This window comes from Collimonas sp. OK412, assembly GCF_900112135.1.
In the GTDB taxonomy this organism is placed as follows: domain Bacteria; phylum Pseudomonadota; class Gammaproteobacteria; order Burkholderiales; family Burkholderiaceae_D; genus Collimonas; species Collimonas rhizosphaerae.
Genome location: NZ_FOLC01000001.1, coordinates 522,660 through 540,669, shown reverse-complemented (window position 1 = coordinate 540,669; position 18,010 = coordinate 522,660). Strand labels below are relative to the sequence as shown.

Sequence of the window (18,010 nt, the reverse complement as noted above, 5' to 3'; positions counted from 1 at the left end):
ATCTGAAACTGCGGCAAGAACTCATGTTTTACGGAAGCTGGCGCGGTATTCATTGGGCGACACGCCCAGCCGCCGGTTGAACACGATGCGCATGCGGTCGGCGTTGCCGAAGCCGCAGTCGTAGGCAACCGCCTTCAGCGCTGCATCGCTGCTCTCCAGCAGGCTGCGGGCCGCGTCAACCCGCGCGCGCTCGACAAATTCATGCGGGGTAAGCTGGCTCACCTCGACAAACACGCGAGCGAAATTGCGCGCGCTCATGCCAGCCACGGCGGCAAGTTTCGCCACCGTGAAATTCTCGCCGATGTGTTCCATGACATAAGCCTGGACTTTGGCTACCGGCGAATTTTCATCCGCCGGCGCGCTGAGGAAAGGGCTGAACTGCGACTGGCCGCCGCGCCGCTGCGCCACCACCACCAGCCGTTTGGCAACCGCAAGCGCCAGGCGCGGCCCGTGGTCTTCCGCCACCAGCGCTAAAGAAACGTCGATGCCGGCAGTCACCCCTGCCGACGTCACCAGGTTGCCGTCGCGGATGTAGATGCGATCGAGTTCGACCCGGGCGCGCGGAAAACGCTGCGCCAGGTGCGAGGCATTCTGCCAATGGGTGGTGACGTGGCGCTCGTCCAGCAATCCGGCATGGCCCAGCGCAAAAGCGCCGGTGCATATCGCGCCGTAGCGTTGGCTGTACATGGCCGCCTTCAGCAGCCACGCGGTCATGCCTTGGTCCGGTGCGTCGTCCGGCAAGGACGGGCCGCCGGCGACCAGGGCGATATCGTAGCCGCCGCTCGATTCCGCGAATGTGCGGTCCGGCAGCAAGCGCATGCCGTTCGAAGCCCGCACGGGTTCGTGGCTGGCGCCCACCAGGGTCAGCGCATAAGCCTCGCCGGCGGCAAGAAAGCCGTTGGCTTCTGCAAACACGTCCAGCGGCCCTGCCACATCGAGCGCCTGGACACCCGGGAAAATCGCAATCGCAACAGTACGCATTCAAAACGCCTTTGACCGCCTCTGAAAAATCGTGCCCACCTTGAACGGCGCTGGCAGGAAAAACCGTACGCTTGGCCGCGTTCAGCGCATGCCTGGCATTGTAGCGGAGCCGGCCTGGATTTACAGTGGACTGCATCGTCCCGTGACGGCCAACCCTCTACCAGGAGCATATAATGAGCAACACTATCGCCGGCATCACCATCCCCGACAGCGCCATGGCGCGCGCCGCCACCCAGCTGGTGCGCGACACCGAATCAGACCTGCTGTTCCACCATTCCACCCGCGTGTTCCTGTTCGGCGCGCTGGCCGGCGCCCGCAAAGGGCTGCACTACAATCCCGAACTGCTGTACATCGGCGCCATGTTCCATGACATGGGGCTGGTCGACAGCTACAGCAGCAAGCACGACCGTTTCGAAGTGGACGGCGCAAACGCCGCGCGCGATTTCCTGCGCGGCTATGGCATCGCCGAATACGATATCGAACAGGTATGGGACGCCATCGCGCTGCACACCACGCCCGGCATCCCGCAATACAAAAAGCCGGTGGTGGCGCTGGTGACGGCCGGCGTCGAAATGGATGTCCTGGGCATGGCTTACGACGAATTCAGCGAGGAACAGCGCAACCAGGTAGTACAAGCGCATCCGCGCGGCCCCGGTTTCAAGCAAGGCATCATCGACGCCTTCGCCCAGGGAACCATGCACAAGCCGCAAACCACCTTCGGCAACGTCAAGGCCGACGTGCTGGCGCTGAAAGATCCCCGCTACAAGCGGATCGATTTTTGCAGCCTGATCCTGGGCTCTTCCTGGAGCGACGGCAAGCAGCATGCCGCCCACTGCCGGAACCCGGAACACCGGCACGGATAAGCGCTGCTCAAGCGTCGTTAACCAGGCCGGCGGCAAGCGCCCGCTCCTGGTCCTTGAAAATCGCCATGGCCGTGCTCATGCGCTTGAAGCCCAGCTTCTTGTAAAAACCTTCCTTGCCCGGGACTGCATAGAGGATGATTTTCTTGTGGCCGGCGGACAGGTCCCTCAATTTGCCGATGATGGCCTTGCCCAGGCCCTGTCCTTGGAAATCCGGGTGTATCGCGACGTCGCAGATATAGGAACAATCGATGCCGTCCGCCAGCGCCCGGCCGGCGCCGGCCAGGATGCCGCCATCGAATACGAAGCACGTGAACATGCTGTTGGTAAACGCCGTTTTCAGGTCGTCCGGATGCTTGTCGCCCAGCGGCGCTATCTTGTAAAGATGGGAAAGCGCCGCCCAGTCCATGTTGTCCTGCTCGAAAACCCAGTCCATTGTTGCTCCTCCAGATCAGCCGGTTTGCCATTATGTGAGGAAAATTGGCAGCAGCACGGAAAATTACTGGTTTTGCCTTTGCCATGTGGGCCCGGCGACATGCTCCACGAACTGCCTGGCTGGCGTGACAAAATTGTCATTCTTGTGTCATGAGATCGTCTACTGCGCAAGCCTACACTGCTTGTCAGCGATGGCGAACATCTGCTCCGCACCAAGCGCTCAGCGCCAGGTTGCGGGAACAGCCGACGTTATCGCCCACCTTCATTCTTTAGGAAAACGACCATGCGCACCATACAAACGATAGTGACAATCCTCGCCCTCACCGCAACGGCTTCGGTTTTTGCCGAAGCCCCTTATCCTGCCGAACAGCCCTTTGTCTCCACTCAGACCAGGGCGCAGGTTGAGCACGAAGTAACCGTTGCCGCAGCCCAGGGCATGCTGCTGGAAAGTGACAGCAGCTATCCAGCCACCAGCGTTCCGGCCCTGCCTGAGCACAAGCGGGTAACCGCGCAATTGCGGGACAGCGCGACACACGGCGCCGGCGATTCGATTTACGCAGGCGCATGATTGCTGCCAGACTGGCAATTCAGTAAGCAGCCAGCAGCCCTGGCCGCCGGCTTCCTCCAGATGCCGGCGGTTTGAGGAATTCTGTGCTGCCATAGAAAATAATATAGACATTTCGCACGACAGTGCTAAACTGCAGCGCATGGATACCCATACCGAAAAAAGCGAGTTCACCCTGGCAGCCATTGTCAATACGGCACTGGACATGGTCGCCACCAAGGGCTTGGAGAGCCTGTCCCTGGGCGAGGTAGCGAAACGGCTTGGCATCAGCAAGAGCGGCGTGTTTTCCCGGGTCGGTTCGCGCGAAGCGCTGCATGAAGCGGTGCTGGACGAATTCGACCGCCGTTTTTCGGCCGACGTGTTCGAGCCGGCGATGGCGCAGGCGCGCGGCCTGCCGCGCCTCAATGCGCTGGTGATGAACTGGATCACGCGCACCTGCAACGTTACCGGCTGCATCTATGTCGCCGGCGCCTTCGAGTACGACGATGTCGACACGCCCATGCGCGAACGGCTGCAGCGCAACGTGCTGCGCTGGCGCGGTGTCTTGCGGCGCGCCATCATCCAGGCGCTGGACGCCGGCCACCTGCGGCCTGACACCGATCCCGAGCAACTGGCGTTCGAGATCTACAGCCTGATGGTCGGCCTGATGCACGACGCGCGTTTTCTGCGCGATCCGAAGGCGCCCGACCGGGTGCGCAACGCCTACGAACGCCTGACCTCGACCTACCGCAGCTTCAACTACCACGGATGACGCCTTCGGCAGCATGGTTCATCGATTTTTAACACGCAATTTTCGCACGAGTGTGCGATAAAGGAAAAATTATGCTGGTTATCGCCGGATTCGTCCTTCTCGCAGCCGCCTTGGCTCTATGGCGCCTGGTTTGGCTGACAGCACAAGCCCTGCCCGCCTGCAACGACGACTTCATCTTCTATTGACCTGGAAAAATCACGGCAGTTTGCGCCAGACGCTGGCCAGCCATGGCTGCTGGTCGCGCGGCAACCCTTCGGGGCGATAGTAATGCTCGAGTTCGGCAAAACCGGCGTCCGCCATGAAACTGCGCCACGCAGCGAGGTCGTGATAGGCGCCGTAGCGTCCGCGGTTCCAGCCCTCTTCGTTGCCGCCGCGAGGATTGGAACTGAACAGCACGCCGCCGGGTTTCAGCGTGGCATGGAACTGGCGCAGCACGCGCGGCAGTTCCTGGCTGGGGATATGGAACAATGCGGCGTTGGCGAAGATGCCGTCGAAACGGCTGTCGGGAAAATCGAGCTTGAGGAAATCCTGGTGCCAGACTTCGCAGCCGCTGTCGGCGCGCGCCATCTCGACGAAGCGCGCCGCGCCTTCGACGCCGATGGCGACATGGCCGAGCTTGCTGAATGTGCGCAGGTCGCGCCCAGGACCGCAGCCGACGTCCAGGATGGTGAACGGCGGCTCACCCTGGATATGGCGCAGCAGCGCCGCGATATTCTGGCTGACGTCGTGGTCGCGGGTGCCGTCGCGGAAATCGTCGGCGTGCTGGTTGTAATGCTCCAGGGTAAGAGCGGCAATTTTTTCGAGATCGGAAGGCGGTAGTATCATGCAGCTACTGTAGCGCACCGGGGAAGAATATCCAATACGCTTCGCCTGCGTTGCCGAAACCTCAAGCCTTCCTCTCCCCGGGTATCCGGCGGATAATGGCTTTCCAAGCGCCGCCCGCCACAGCCGCGGCCTTCCCAAAATCAAGCAAAGGAGTCACGCCAAATGTCTACCGAACAAGCGAAATTCGTGTGGTACGACCTGATGACCAGCGACGCCAAGGCCGCCGAGTCTTTCTATCAAAGCGTAGTCGGCTGGAACATGCAGGATGCCGGCATGGGCGACCGTTCCTACATCATATTGTCAGCCGGGCCGACCATGGTCGGCGGCCTGATGCCGATCCCGGAAGATGCGCGCGCCATGGGCGTGAAACCTGGCTGGAACGGCTACATCGGTGTCAGCGACGTCGATGCCTATGCAGCCCGGGTCGCGGCGGCCGGCGGCGCGATCCGGCGGCCGCCCGACGACATCCCCGGCATCGGCCGCTTTGCCGTGGCGACCGATCCGTACGGCGCGGCGTTCATCCTGTTCAAAGGCAACAGCGACGAACAGCCGGCGCCGGTAGCGGCCGGCACGCCGGGCCATGTCGGCTGGCATGAACTGCATGCCGGCGACGGCGAAAAAGCGTTTACCTTTTATGCCGACCTGTTCGGCTGGACCAAGGACGAAGCGCTCGACATGGGCCCGCTTGGCATCTACCAGACGTTCGCCACCGGCGGCGCGGCGATCGGCGGCATGATGACCAAGACCGAGGACATGCCGGCCACCTGCTGGCTGTATTACGTCAATGTCGAATCGGTCGACGCGGCCGTTGCCCGCATCGGCCACGGCGGCGGCAAGGTCCTCATGGGCCCGCACCAGGTCCCGGGCGGCAGCTGGATCGTGCAGGGCCTGGATCCGCAAGGCGCGATGTTCGCCCTGGTGTCGGCGCACCGCTGAGACCGCGGCGGCGATGCGCCGCAAACCGCATAAGGATATGACAAGCGATTATTTGCGGCGCCTGTGCTTAAGCGGGTGTAATGCTGTTTTCAGGATCGCCTTGCCTGCCGGATGATGCCGCGGCAAGCAAGGCTGTTCCGCTTTCCGAGCCTTATCATGACTATCGCCAGCACTTTGCCGCCATTCACCGCTACCGCCGCCCAGCTGTTTGAAATCCGTCCGATCGAGGGACCGCTGGGCGCGGAAATCACCGGCCTCGACCTGCAGCTGCCGGTATCCGACCAGGACCTGGCCCGCATCCGCGCGGCGCTGGTCAAGCATGGCTTGCTGGTGTTCCGCGAGCAGCGCATCACGCCGCAGCAGCACGTGGCGTTCAGCCGCCGCTTCGGCCCGCTGCAAGTCCACGTGCTGAACCGCTTCCACCTGCAGGGCTACCCGGAAATCCTGATCGTCTCCAACGTGGTCCAGGACGGCCAGCCGATCGGCCTGGTGGACGCCGGCGCCGACTGGCATTCCGACCTGTCCTACATGCCCAAGCCGAGCCTGGGCTCGCTGCTGCATGCGCAGGAACTGCCGGCGGAACAAGGCGACACCTCCTTCGCCAACATGTTCCTGGCCTACGAAACCTTGCCGGACGACGTCAAGCGCACGCTGGAAGGACGGCGCGCCGTACATTCTTATGTGTACCGCTACCGGCGCTTGCAGAAACTGTCTCCCTGGCGCGCCGACCTGACCCAAAAGCAGATCGACGAAGTGCCAGAAGTGGAACATCCGGTGATCCGCGTGCATCCCGAAAGCGGCCGCAAGGCGCTGTTCGTCAGCGAAGGATTCACCTCGCACATCGTCGGCCTGTCCAAGGACGAGAGCGACGCCCTGCTGCGCTACCTGCATGAGCACGCCATACGTGCCGAAAACATCTACCGCCACCAATGGCGCGCGCACGACATGGTGTTCTGGGACAACCGCAGCACCGTGCACTATGCACCGATCACGCCGCAGCATCTGCGCCGCACGCTGTACCGCACTACGGTCGAAGGCGACGTGCCGGCCTGAACCTTTCGCCGCTGCTTATACTCCCCATTTCTCCCGGGCATGCGACAGCCATTGCATCAGGTCTTCCTGGATGGCGCCGATCGGCATGTCTTCGGGCGCCAGCGGAATCGACTGTATCGCGGCGCGCCAGTCAAGGTAATTCGGCGGGCTGCCCAAGGCCGGCTGCGGTTGCCGGCTGCGCCACAGGTCGCGAAGACGATCCAGTTCGCGCAACCCTAACGCAACCAGTTCATGGCGTGCGGGTGGCTGCTTGCCTTTTGGCGCGCTTTGATCCTTTACCGGTTTGCTCGCCTTGAGCGGCTCGCTAGCGGTCAACGATGTTTTGGCATGCAGCCCCAAGACCGGTGGCTCCGGTTCAATCACCGATCTTGGCGGCAGGCCGGCGACGGTCTGCGCCAGGTCGTCCCATGTGGCTGCCGACTGCGCCCGGGGATCAATGCGCTGCTCCGTGATGGCGTCAGCTTGCTGCGTCAGCAGCGCCACCTGCTCGTCGCCGCCTGCGCGAAGGTAGGCGCGCCAGGCTATGGCATTGGAAAGATCGCTGCCCAAGCCGATCTGGATATGCTGCGACTGGAGCGAATCTCGCAGGATGCGGAAAATCTTCACCGTGGTGCCTTCCGGCAGGTTCGGCAACAGCTTGCGCACCAGTTGCAGCGTCAACGTCCCGCGGTTGGCTACGCATCCCTGCTTGTCCAGCAAACCGACTTCCTGCAACTGCTTCAGCAGCGCCTCCGCCTTTTGCTGTGGCGTATATGTCACCAACCGCGATAAATAGCCGCCAATGCCCTTGGCGACCGGAAACAGCGGCTGCAACCGCCAGGCGCCAACCGGCTTGGGCATCAGTTTATCGCGCTGTTCCGACCCGAAAACACCTGGCGCGGCGATGCCTTTCAGGTAATAGCGCAGTTTTGTGTACAGCGCAAAATAACGGTCTTCGTCCGACAGCAGCGGATCGCCGTCGCCGGCCAGCGCGCCGTACATGATGTACTGCCAGGTATCGTCGACATTTTTTGCCGCGTCGTCATCGATGCCGATGATGTTACGTTCCCTGTCGCTGGCCGCGAAGCCCTCTAGGGTGACCCAGTCGCCGCCTGATTGCAGGATCTTGGTGGCGTAATGGAAAGCACCGCCGGTACCTGCGACATAAGTCTTGAGCCGCTGCGCATTCTGCTCCGTGATCTTGTTGCCCAGCAAGGTGGAGGCAGTGACGTCGCAGGCGCGATACAGGAGCACGTTGTCCGGACCGTCGACGGCCTCGACCTGGCGGGCCTGGAAGCTGGCGTTGTGGAACGACATCAGGTCTACCGGCAGGTCCACCGGCAATGCGGCCGCCAGCGCCGCGACGCCCCCATGCAATTCAAGCAAGGTGGTGCGCAGGATCGGCGTGCGGGCGAAGCGCGCCGGATTTTCTTCTTCCCTGAAATAAGGAGCCAGTTGTTCCAGCCGTGCCGTGACGGCGCCCCTGGTGATGTCGGTGGAATACAGCACGCTCTCCAGCGTAGCGACGATGCGGCCGGCATCGTCTATCGCCCCGGTTTCATCGTCGCGGTAAGAAGCCTGTGACAGCTGGCTGAGGATGAGTTTCTTGAACAGCTCAAGCCTGCGCACCGAGAACGCCAGCGCAGGATTGATGAAAGCCGGATTGACCTGTCCTTCGGACGCCACCGCGGCGGCGTCTATCTCGGCGGTTTTTCCGGCGCGGCGTCCTTGGCGAAACGCGCGTATCTCGGGCAGCACCTGGTCCCGGTACAGCGCCTGCAGGTTGTCCTGGCGCGGCGCACGCCGATCGTCCGGCGCACCGCCGCGCACCCTGCCGGTGTCGAAACTCAGGCCGACCCGGTAATAGTCGCGCTCGAACAAACTGGCCTTGCCGGCGGAATAGAACTGCAGCGGCGAAGCGGAGATGGCATTGTTCATGGCGCCGATCTGAGGCGCTCTTTCCACATAGAATTCGTGGTTCGGCGTGGTCATGCCGGTCACCATCGAATTGTCGTTTGAGACGGAATAGACCTGCTGCGTGACGGGTTCGCGCTCTATCCGGTACAACTGGGTCACCGGCGTGGCGTCCGCAGCAGCCGCAGGCGCGGCATGCTGCTGCCGCTGCGCCGGCGCCGCCAAGCGCATGGCCCGTGCGCCCATGACATCGGCTTCCCGTTCCAGCCGGCAGTCGTCGTTGAGCGCGACTCCCTTGTCCTGCATGCTGGCCGCCACCCGGCCCTGCGCCTGCTGTACGAGATGCCAGGCCTCGTGCGGCAGTCGCCTCTCCTGTCCCGGCGCCAGGTGGATGTCGCTGCCTTGCGCATAGGCATGCGCCTGCAGCTGCGCCGGCCTGGCCGAGTTGTAGTGCACCTTGACCTGATCAAGGGCTAACCCCGACAAACCTTCGATTCCTGCCTTCAAATCATCCGGTAAGCCGCTTCGGCTGACAGCGGCGGCTTCGCCCCGCTGCAACGGGTTGCCGGCGTAATGGTATGCACCCATCGGGAGGAGATGGTTGACGCCATATGCCATGCGGCCGGTTCGCTCCGGCAAGCCCTCGCGAACATTGGCCGGCGCTGGTTGCGGCGACGATTGCGGCATCATTTTTTGCACGTTCGCCTATCCTTTAGCCTGGTCCGTCCAGCCGAATGTTCCGGCCGACGCCGGGAAGTCATGGATTAAAAAACGGAAAGAATTCGCCATCCCGTCAGAATCCGTCATGGTCCGCCATGATTATCGGGGATTCATCATCAAGCTGTTGCTGGACATTATCTGCGGGCTGCTGCTCCTGCATAGGTTCCGAAGGCTCGAACTGATGATCGGCTGGGTCGTCCAGCTCGGCGAATTTCGGTTTCTTTTGCGCCTGTTCCGACGGCTGCCCGCTGCTCGTAGCTTGCGATGCATCCGACGGCTGCCGAGGCTTGTCCAAAGCCATCTCAAACGAACGCTTCCTGCCAAGCTGCGGGGCATCGGGCTGGTCTAGCTGAGCTCCCTCGTCGAGACCGCCAGAACCATCTAAATCGTCTAAATCATGGAAATTATCCATGCCGGCCGGCAGCCCGCCCTGTTGTTGCTGCTCCGGCAATTCCTCTGTCTTGGCGTAGGTATAGATATATCCGAAGTTTTTTCTTTCCTCAAACTTAGGATCCGCAGATACCCGGCTGTCGTTGCGATATTGCCAGCCTTGCTCGTCGTGTAATGTGCTGGTGGTGTAATGACCGCCGTCCGCATAATTTCCCTGATGGTATATGACGGCCTTCAGCCGATACTCGGCGCCGTTAAACGTGAAGCCGGTCGGCATGTCGATTGCTGTGCGGTCTTTCCTCACCTGTCCTTGCCGGAACTCCCAGCGGACCAGCTGGAACGAAATTGCGTTCGGTGTCTCCGGCCCCAGGAAGGTCTGGCTGATACCGGGTCCCCTGCGTACCTGGTGATCAAGCACCCCGGTCAATTGCTGGATATTTTCCATGGCAAGGTAATTGTTCAATAGCTGAATCAGGTTGGCGGCCTGCCCCAGCGGCAATTTGATCATCCAGTCGGAAGATGCTTTCGGCGCATAAGAACCGGCGGCGTCGACCTCCGAATATCCGCCTGGATCAATCTCACCGAATACAGGTGCATTTTCCAGGTTGATTCGTTTGTTAACAGTCTGTCCCAGCAGGTATCGCGGATCTTCTCCAATACCGAAATAGTCCAGCACGTATTCCATGACTTCCGCCGGATCGCGCTGCGCGTTGAGCGGGGTTTCCATCGCAAATGCATTGGGTCCTTCCAGCAGCCGCGCATGATCCAGTGCGCTCAGCAGCGCTGCGATTTCCACGTACTCCACCTTTTGCCCGTTCCGGATCTTGTTCAGGATGACCAGGATGTCCGCGCGCAGGCCGGCCTTCGGATCGTCCGGGCGCGGCTGGAACAATGCCGCCTGCGGCGTAAACGCCATCGTGTTCAACGCTGCCGCGAGGTAACAGGTATTGCCGACATTGACGATGCCGGTATCGCTGAGTTGCCCCAGCAAGAACGGGTTTTCCGTTACCACCTCTTCAGTTTCCGCGGCGCCTAGCTGCCACGCCAGCCGCCGTTGCAGATTGCGCTGATCGGCGGGCGGCAAGGCATTGAACGCCTTTTGCAAATCAAACTGGCTGTTGATGGTCGCTTTCAGTTCAGCCATGTATCGCTCGAATCCCTCATTCAACAGCACTTTCATGGCCATGTAGCGTTGCTGCACCTGGTCAGCTCCGTCACCTGAACCCTTGTCCATGGCGCGCCGCCACTTCTGACCCATGCCGATCAGGTCCATGAAATCGTCGTATTGCGCCGAGGTATCCAGAACCGAGGCCGCTAAAGTCGGCTGTGTTTGCGCAGCGTCGCCGTAAAACACCTTGTCCATCCGCAAACGATAGGCCGCAGGCAGGCGGTGATAGGCCGCGTTTTCTATCGGCTGCAGCAGCGTTTTCGCCAGCTGGACAAACTCCTCGCTGCCTATCGCGGTCAGGCGTCCCATGGTGAACTTGTCGGCGCCAAGCTGCTGATGCTTGGACAAGCTTTCGACCACGATGAAATGCTGGTAGCCGTGGCCCAGGTCCAGCTCGGCCGCCTTGTCCAGCGATGCGTTGGTGACGTCGACGATGGGAATGACGCTGGATTTTTCATCTCCGGTCTTTGCAAAATGCTCGAATACCGGTCCGTACGGAAGCTGGTCCGTTTTCGCCGCCAGGGTAGTCAGCACCGGATTCAGGTCCGCGGCGATGACAGCAGGCTCGCCATCCTTGAATATTTCGTCCAGCATTTTATCGAAGCTGCCTTTGTCCAGGTACCCTTGGCTTGAGCGATTGCGCGCCAGCAGAAGCAGGTTGACCTTGTCGATCATGCCGTATTCAAAATAGCTGTAAAGGTCGATGGTATCGAGTTCTCCCTGCACATCGGCGCCATGTTTCTTTGCGGCCCACTTACGCGCCAGAAGATGTGCGCTGGCAATTGCCTGCATGCCGCTGTCCAGGTAAAAAGTATGAGTGTCCCTGTATCCAGGGTCGTCCTTGTCGGACGACACAGCCAGTTTCTTGCGCAGGTACTCAGGATACGGGTCGTGTGCCGGCAGCGCATCGGCGCGCAAGGCTTCAAGCAGATAGCTGTACTCCATCAGGCTTTCAATCGTCGAGGACGATTTCAGGAAAGCGTTCTCCTGCTGTTGCGGCTTGCCATCCTTGCTGCCAGCCAACAACTCGAATGCTTTCGCCAGGTTCCGTTGCAGACGCACTTCGATCCAGTTGACCAGGGCTTCCGGACCCTTCACGCTGATCGTATCGCGCATGGCGTCTTGTGCATAACGTACGGCGGTCTTCAACGCTTCCACATGCAGAGCCACGCTATCGGCCGACGGCTGCGGCACAACTGACTGATCCGGTGTTTGAAACGCGCCCTTGGGAGACTCCAGCCGGTCCAGTGTAGAAAAAACCAGGTTCTTGAACACCTCGGGCGGGGTCAATCCGGGCCATATCCGCACCGGGCCGCCGACCGAAGACGCACTGGGATACAAAAACCCGAAACTGCCGCGATGGGTGACGCGCGTCTGCAGGCCGCTGCCGGCAGCAACCTGATTGAAGGTAGCGATGAACAGTTCGCGCCATTCCATCTCGGTCAGCTTGGCGGTTTCTTCGGTGCCGGGAGGATAAATCACTTCCAGAATCAGGCTGGCATGCTCCCCCGACTGTATCGGGACAACTCGCAAGCCGGTTTTTTTATCATCGTATTTCCTGCGGATCTCCGCCGCAACCTCGGCCACCAGCCGGCTGCGGTCGGCAAGCAGAAGATCGTGGTAATTCTGCTCGCCGTCGAGAGCCAGCATGTCTTCAGGAATCAGTGGCGTAAATCGTCCGGCGGCGAGCTGCCTGTCCCAATTTTCATCGCCGGCAACGCCGCTGAACCTGGTCCCGGTCTGCAAAGTCTTGTAGACGTTCTGGACCAGTCCAAGCGCCCCGGTATGGCTGCCGATGCTGCTGGAATATCTCGCATAGCTAAGGTCGCTGTCGGTCTCGTCGGCGATGAACTCCATGCCATCGATATTGGCATACATGCTGCCGAGTTCTTTAACCGCTGCATGCAGAGGCTGGTTGATGACCTGGAAAGTCTGCTGGTCCGGCAGCGTCTCGCCCCGTGCCTTGTAGCGTTCCTCGGCGTGCTCGCGCAGCAAGGCGGTATTTCCCTCTCGCACAGGATCCAGGCTGGAACGGTAGTAATCGCCGTGTTCGACTGAACGGAAATCTCGGCCCAGATTATCCTGCGGCACGAAATTGGCGGTGTGCCCGAAGAACAGCTTCAGAGCGACGATGACATCCTCGGGCAAAGCCGGCTCCGACAAGATCAGGGGAATCATCCTGGCCAGTTTGATATCCGGATTCATGCTTTTGTCTTTGCTTTTTTTCTTTAGCCAGTTTTTCAAATAGTCGAGAGTGGCCGCATCGCCGGCAAAAAAAGGTTTCGATTCTACCGGGACGTATTTTTTTCCAAAGACGCCGGTGGCGGCATAATATTCCAGGGCCAGCCTATTTCCCTGCCCCGCATTCCATCGTTTAATGAACTCGGCTCCCTGTCCACGGCCAAGGCTTATCGCCAAAGTCGCAATTTTTCGATAGAGCGCAGCTTTTATCGCCTTGAATGTTTCCGTGTTCTGCGTAATCAGCGGAAAAGTCCGGTTTATGTTGCGAGCGTTCGCCAGGGTCCGCTTCAGCACGGCAACATTTCTCGCGACCTCGCTTTCTTCCATCTCCTCCGCGGTCAATGCCTCGACATAGGTAAAGGCGTCTTCAGGCAAACGCTGCACCACCGCCGGCATATTCCAGTTGCCGCCGTGCTCGTGCGCGCCGCCAGCCAAGCTGTTTCCCCGGTATCGTACGGCCGCTTGCCCCATCAAGTCTGCCTCATGCTCCAGCCCGCCATCGTCATTGAGCGCAACTCCGCTTTTCAGCTGCAGGGTCGGACGCACTCTCCCGCTCGCTTGTTGCACCACGTGCCAGGCTTCGTGCGGCAGATGACGTTCCTGCCCGGGAGCGAGATGAATTTCGCTGCCCTGGGCATAGGCCAGCGCTTGCAATTGCGCCGGTCGCGGCGAGTTGTAATGTACTTTGACCCGGTCCAGGCTGATGCCAGACAAGGCTTCGATGCCGTTCTTCAGTTTATCCGGCAAGCCGGTCTTGTTGGGTGGGGTGAGCGGCGCAGGCGGAAGCCGCGCCATGCTTCTGTCGCGGCGCCGGAATGGACTGCCGGCGTAGTGAAAATCTCCCATTTCACTCAGTTCTCCGCCCTCCGTTGGCGGCTCATAGTGCGGCTGCAAGTTTTCTTGCGTATCCGCTTGCGGCGCTTGCGGGGCCGTTTGCGCGCTCAGTTTCTGCATGGTTCCCGTCCAACGGCGGCGCTGCGGCGATGGCTAGTCATCGTCGTTCCAGCTGAAATCGGCAGCGCTGAACACCTTGCCCAGCTTGTGGTATTCCCGCTCGGTGGCTTGCAGGATATGCTGCTGCGTCACTGCCTGCTGCTGCGCCGCGGCCAGGAAGGCGGCGCTGAGCGCGATATTGTTGATGTTGCCGCCGCTGAGCGGCGCTTTCTCCGCCAGCAGCGGCAGGTCCAGGTCGGCGGCCAGCGGCGTTGCCGCCGGAAACGCATTGCGCCACAGCTGCAGGCGCTGCTCCCGGCCCGGGAACGGGTACTCGATCATGAACTTGAAGCGGCGGGTAAACGCCTTGTCCATGTTCTTCAGCAGATTGGTCGACAGGATGACGATGCCGGGATAACTTTCTATGCGCTGCAGCAGATAGCCGGTCTGCAGGTTGGCGTAGCGGTCGTGCGCATCCTTGGTTTCGGTGCGCTTGGAAAACAGGCTTTCGGCTTCGTCGAAAAACAGGACGATATTCATCGCTTCGGCCTGGTCGAACAGCTGTGCCAGGTGTTTTTCGGTTTCACCTATGTATTTGCTGACGATGCTGGCGAGGTCGATCTTGTACAGGCCCAGGTTGAGCTCATTGGCGATGATCGAAGCTGCCATGGTCTTGCCGGTGCCCGATGGCCCGTAAAACAGCACGCACAGGTTCCTGCTGTTCTGGTTCTTGCTGTCGAATCCCCAGCTTTCTATTACCTGGTGGCGGTTTTGCGCATACTGCAGCACCTCTTGCAACCAGCGCCTGGTGTCGGCCGGCAACACGATGTCGCTGAAACGGTAAGCAGTCTTGACTTCCTGCGCCACGCTCAGCTGCTCGCGGTTGCTTTGCTCGCGGCAGGCGTCGAGCAGCAGTTCGGTCATGCTTTCGGCATCGGGATTGAGCACGCTGCGGCTGGCGGCGTCCTTGATCGCCAGCAGGATCTGCTGTTCTGTAAACAGGTAGTTGTTGACCAGCTGCGTCAGCGCCGCCTGGTCCGGGGCGAAGCCGGAGGCCGGCAGGTGGCGCAGCCAGACTTGCCGCCGCAGCTGCGTATCCGGCGCCGTGCTCTTGATCAGGATCGGCAGCGCCTGGTGGGCGCTGTATTGGTGGGCAATATCGCTCAGGCGCCGCGCTGGGCCGTTCAGCACCGCCAGGTAGCGCTGGCTGTCGAGCAGCGTGCCGCAGATATCTTCCAGCAGGTCGTCGGCGCTGTCCTGGCTGCAGATCCATTGGCAATGGAGCAGCACCAGCACCCGGTTGCACAGCAAGGCGTCGCGGCACAGCAGGCGCAGGCGCGCCAGCAGCGCGGCGCGGTTCTTCCGTTCGCTCAGGTAGGTTTGCCAGACTGCCTTGCCGTCGAGCAGGACGCAATGCATGCCGATTTTCCCGAAGGTGGCGGCGCACAGGCTCTGCTGCAACGGCAGGTCAGGTCCTTGCAGGTGCAGCAGGTAACTGGACAGGTGCGTGTCTTCCCTGCTCGCATGGTCTATGAAATGCGACAGCTGCTGCTTCACCTTTTCATCGACCAGGTGATCATCCAGTTCCAGCCGGCTGCCGATTTCCACCAGGGGCTGCTCCAGCCGCAGCTGCGGCGCGGCGCGCGCCAGCAGATAAGAGACGATGGCAGGATTGAGGCGATAGCCGCCGCTCATGGCGCCGAGGCGGCTGCCGGCCGCCAGCTCGACCAGGTCCCAGTGGCGCAAGGCGGCGTCGCTCATCAGGCACTTCTGCATGTCGATGCGGTCGGCCAGGCTGCCGCCGAGCATCGTGGCGGCGCTGTCCAGGGAGGTAAAACCGTCGCCGGCGTCGCTCGCGTCCGCATCGCCGAACGCTTGCAGGATGCTGCAATAACGCTGGTCCAGCTCGCCCAGGAAAGCGCACAGCAGCAACTCCTGGTCGCGCCGGCCGAGCTGGAACAACAGCGCCAGGTGCACCCAGGGCAGGAATACCTGGGCCTGGACGCTGGCGGCGCTGCGTTGCGCCAGCCGTTCCCACTGCCGCTGCAGGCTGGCGCCGAGCTGGGCCAGCTGTTGCTGCAATTGCAGCGAAGGCAGCTGGCGGCGGCTGGCCTGGCGGTATAAGGCGGCGATCCTGTCGTCCGTCTCTGCCGGATTCGCGGCCGGAATCTCGGCCAGCTGGCGCAGCAGCAGGCCGCGCTCTATCATGCCGTCGCCCAGCTGCCTCAGCGCCTGCAGCAAATCCTGGTTATCGCCATAGGCGCTGCTGTCAATGCTGCTCATCGGCGTCCAGGCCTTGCAACGGCTTGTCAAAATCGAGCAGCAGCACCAGGCGCTCGGCGTCGCCGCGGTTCCAGGCCTGGTGTTCCACGGTATCGTCGAACACCAGGCACTGGCCGGGAATCCAGCGCCGCACCTGCCGGCCGACGCGGATGCCGCAATCGCCGCTGGCGCGCAGCGCAAGGTGCAGGCGCAGCACCTGGTCGCTGTAGCCGACGTGCGGCCGGATCTCGGCGCCGGGCGCCAGCCGTGAAAAACCCGCCGCCGACAGGCCCGGCACCAGTTGCAGCAGGCCGGCAGTGTGCGGGCAAAAGATGCAGTTTTCCAGCAGCGGCTGCTGTCCCACGTAGAGCCCGTACACATCCCAGCCGTGGCTGTAGAGGTTCCGTTCCGGCCAGGCATCGAATTCCTGCCCGGGCAAAGCCAGGCATTCGGCCAGGATCGCTTCCCAGTGCCGGGTCAGCATCCGGGCAAAGGAAAATTGGCTTGGGGCGAAAAACATGGCATGGTTCCTTTCGTTGGCAGGCGTTACCAGAACAGGCGCCACTGGCCGTCGAGCCAGGCGCCGTGGCCTTGCAGCGTGATGCGGTATTGCCCGTCCTGCACCGGCAGGCCGCGCGCCTGGTGATAGTAGTCGCCGGAATGCACGAACAGGCCGCCGGCCTGGTAAACGACCAGGCGGCTGGCGCAGCGTTGCAGCAACTGCATCTGTTCCTGGCCGCCCAGGTCGCCGATATCGGCCAAGCGCAGCGGCCATATCTTCATGCCAGCCCCCTCTTGCGGCAGAGACAGCGCCAGGGTAAACGACAAGGTGGGCAGCGGCGCGCCGGCCACCGCGGCAGGCAGCCCGAGCGCCAGGTGCGCCGTATCGGTATGGATCGGATTGCCGGGAAAGCCATGGCCGTCGCGGCGCTGGAACCATGCGCCATGCAGGACATCGTGCTGGTCGCCGGCGGCGAAATCGGCATGGCCGCCGAAAATATGGAAACCGGGCAGCGCCGCCTCAGGCAGGAATCCGACCGGCTGCCCTAGCCGTTCCTGCAGGCTGGCCAGCAAGGTAGCATAGACTTCGCTGAAATTTTCGCGCAGGAACGGATTGTATTGCTGCGCCAGCCGCAGGTACGGCTTGGCCGGATTGCCGGTGATGTCATAGTAGTTGGTCGCGCCCAATGTATAGAACGGCAGGTGCGGATGGCGCGGCAGCCAGAAAGCATCAAGGTCTAGCAGGCGCTGGACGATGTCGGCGGCTGCGGCCTGACTGAACAGCTGCAGCTGGAATTCGGGATGGATGGTCGGGGTCGGCATGCGTTTACCAGTACAACAGAATTTGCTGTCCGAGCTGTACGCCATGGCCTTGCAGCGTGATGCGTTCAAGATCGCCGTCGCACCTGAGCACGGCCTGGTGCGTCGCCAGGCCGCTGTGCACCACCAGCTGCCCGCTGCGGTAAGGATGGAAATCCGGTTCGGCAGCCGCGGCGCCGTCGCGCCAGAGATTCAATCCGCTGCGCTCAGGCGTGCTGAGCGGCAAGGTGAAGCTGAACATGTCGTCGTCGCCGAGCGCATGTCCCGGAAACACATCCCGGTACTGCAGGTCGCGGTGTACGCTGGCGACCGGCAGGCTGAAGGCCGGATGCGGCAGGTAAATATGGAAACCGGGCCATGCCGCAGCTTCTGTCATGCCGGCCGGCGCGCCGAAGTGATCGCCCAGCAGCGTCGCCAGCGATTGCAGCAGCGGGCTGAAATGGCTTTCCAGCATGCGGTTGTTGCGGCTGCGCAGCGCCAGGTCATGATAGACGTTGCCCGCGCCGCAATCCAGGTATGCCGCCAGGCCCAGCGTAAAGAACGGCGCCGCGGCATGCCGCGGGCGCCAATGGCGCCGCAGCAGCAGCGTGCGCAGCACCCAGTCCTCGCATTCGGCTTCATCCAGCAAGTCGAAGGTAACCAGCTGGGCGTTGCCGGCGGCCGCTAGCATGGCTTGT

14 protein-coding genes are annotated in these 18,010 nt (G+C 61.7%); 5 read left to right on the top strand and 9 right to left on the bottom strand.

Annotated elements, in window-relative coordinates:
- Positions 1–21 precede the first annotated feature (21 nt).
- Positions 22–981: a GlxA family transcriptional regulator gene (locus BM062_RS02355; protein WP_092392643.1), complete on the bottom strand. Its 960-nt coding sequence runs from the start codon at positions 979–981 to the stop codon at positions 22–24.
- A 173-nt stretch (positions 982–1,154) separates the two neighbouring features.
- Here BM062_RS02355 and BM062_RS02350 point away from each other — a divergent pair, with 173 nt between their 5' ends.
- Entirely contained in the window at positions 1,155–1,844 is a 690-nt protein-coding gene (locus tag BM062_RS02350; RefSeq protein WP_092392641.1) for an HD domain-containing protein, read from the top strand.
- A 7-nt stretch (positions 1,845–1,851) separates the two neighbouring features.
- Here BM062_RS02350 and BM062_RS02345 read toward each other — a convergent pair whose 3' ends face one another.
- Positions 1,852–2,277: a GNAT family N-acetyltransferase gene (locus BM062_RS02345; protein ID WP_092392639.1), complete on the bottom strand. Its 426-nt coding sequence runs from the start codon at positions 2,275–2,277 to the stop codon at positions 1,852–1,854.
- A 282-nt stretch (positions 2,278–2,559) separates the two neighbouring features.
- On the opposite strand from BM062_RS02345, the gene BM062_RS02340 reads away from it, so the two are divergent.
- A complete protein-coding gene (locus tag BM062_RS02340) occupies positions 2,560–2,844 on the top strand; it encodes a DUF4148 domain-containing protein (RefSeq protein ID WP_092392637.1) in 285 nt (94 codons plus the stop codon).
- 139 nt (positions 2,845–2,983) lie between these two features.
- Positions 2,984–3,592, top strand: a complete 609-nt coding sequence (locus tag BM062_RS02335; RefSeq protein ID WP_092392635.1) for a TetR/AcrR family transcriptional regulator — start codon at positions 2,984–2,986, stop codon at positions 3,590–3,592.
- A 195-nt stretch (positions 3,593–3,787) separates the two neighbouring features.
- Here BM062_RS02335 and BM062_RS02330 read toward each other — a convergent pair whose 3' ends face one another.
- Positions 3,788–4,417 carry a class I SAM-dependent methyltransferase gene (locus tag BM062_RS02330; RefSeq protein ID WP_092392633.1) on the bottom strand — a complete coding sequence of 210 codons (630 nt, stop codon included), beginning with the start codon at positions 4,415–4,417 and terminating at the stop codon, positions 3,788–3,790.
- 162 nt (positions 4,418–4,579) lie between these two features.
- Between BM062_RS02330 and BM062_RS02325 the strand changes: the two genes are divergently transcribed.
- Together BM062_RS02325 and BM062_RS02320 are read left to right on the top strand one after the other, a co-directional pair.
- Positions 4,580–5,353 carry a VOC family protein gene (locus tag BM062_RS02325; RefSeq protein ID WP_092392631.1) on the top strand — a complete coding sequence of 258 codons (774 nt, stop codon included), beginning with the start codon at positions 4,580–4,582 and terminating at the stop codon, positions 5,351–5,353.
- A gap of 156 nt (positions 5,354–5,509) precedes the next feature.
- Positions 5,510–6,406, top strand: coding sequence for a TauD/TfdA dioxygenase family protein (locus BM062_RS02320; RefSeq protein ID WP_092392741.1), 897 nt, complete (start codon positions 5,510–5,512; stop codon positions 6,404–6,406).
- A 15-nt stretch (positions 6,407–6,421) separates the two neighbouring features.
- Here the strand turns inward: BM062_RS02320 and BM062_RS02315 are convergent, their stop codons facing one another.
- From BM062_RS02315 to BM062_RS02290, 6 genes are all read right to left on the bottom strand, one after another.
- Positions 6,422–8,989 carry an eCIS core domain-containing protein gene (locus BM062_RS02315; RefSeq protein WP_092392629.1) on the bottom strand — a complete coding sequence of 856 codons (2,568 nt, stop codon included), beginning with the start codon at positions 8,987–8,989 and terminating at the stop codon, positions 6,422–6,424.
- A 103-nt stretch (positions 8,990–9,092) separates the two neighbouring features.
- Entirely contained in the window at positions 9,093–13,772 is a 4,680-nt protein-coding gene (locus BM062_RS25500) for an eCIS core domain-containing protein (protein ID WP_175500852.1), read from the bottom strand.
- A gap of 33 nt (positions 13,773–13,805) precedes the next feature.
- Positions 13,806–16,034 carry an ATP-binding protein gene (locus BM062_RS02305; protein ID WP_092392627.1) on the bottom strand — a complete coding sequence of 743 codons (2,229 nt, stop codon included), beginning with the start codon at positions 16,032–16,034 and terminating at the stop codon, positions 13,806–13,808.
- Positions 16,021–16,533 carry an aspartyl/asparaginyl beta-hydroxylase domain-containing protein gene (locus tag BM062_RS02300; RefSeq protein WP_254784868.1) on the bottom strand — a complete coding sequence of 171 codons (513 nt, stop codon included), beginning with the start codon at positions 16,531–16,533 and terminating at the stop codon, positions 16,021–16,023. The genes BM062_RS02305 and BM062_RS02300 overlap by 14 nt, the downstream gene beginning before the upstream one ends.
- Positions 16,534–16,559: 26 nt before the next feature.
- Entirely contained in the window at positions 16,560–17,336 is a 777-nt protein-coding gene (locus tag BM062_RS02295; protein WP_175500851.1) for a hypothetical protein, read from the bottom strand.
- A gap of 4 nt (positions 17,337–17,340) precedes the next feature.
- On the bottom strand, positions 17,341–18,003 hold the full coding sequence (locus tag BM062_RS02290; RefSeq protein WP_092392621.1) for a hypothetical protein: 663 nt from the start codon (positions 18,001–18,003) through the stop codon (positions 17,341–17,343).
- Between the last annotated feature and the right edge of the window lie 7 nt (positions 18,004–18,010).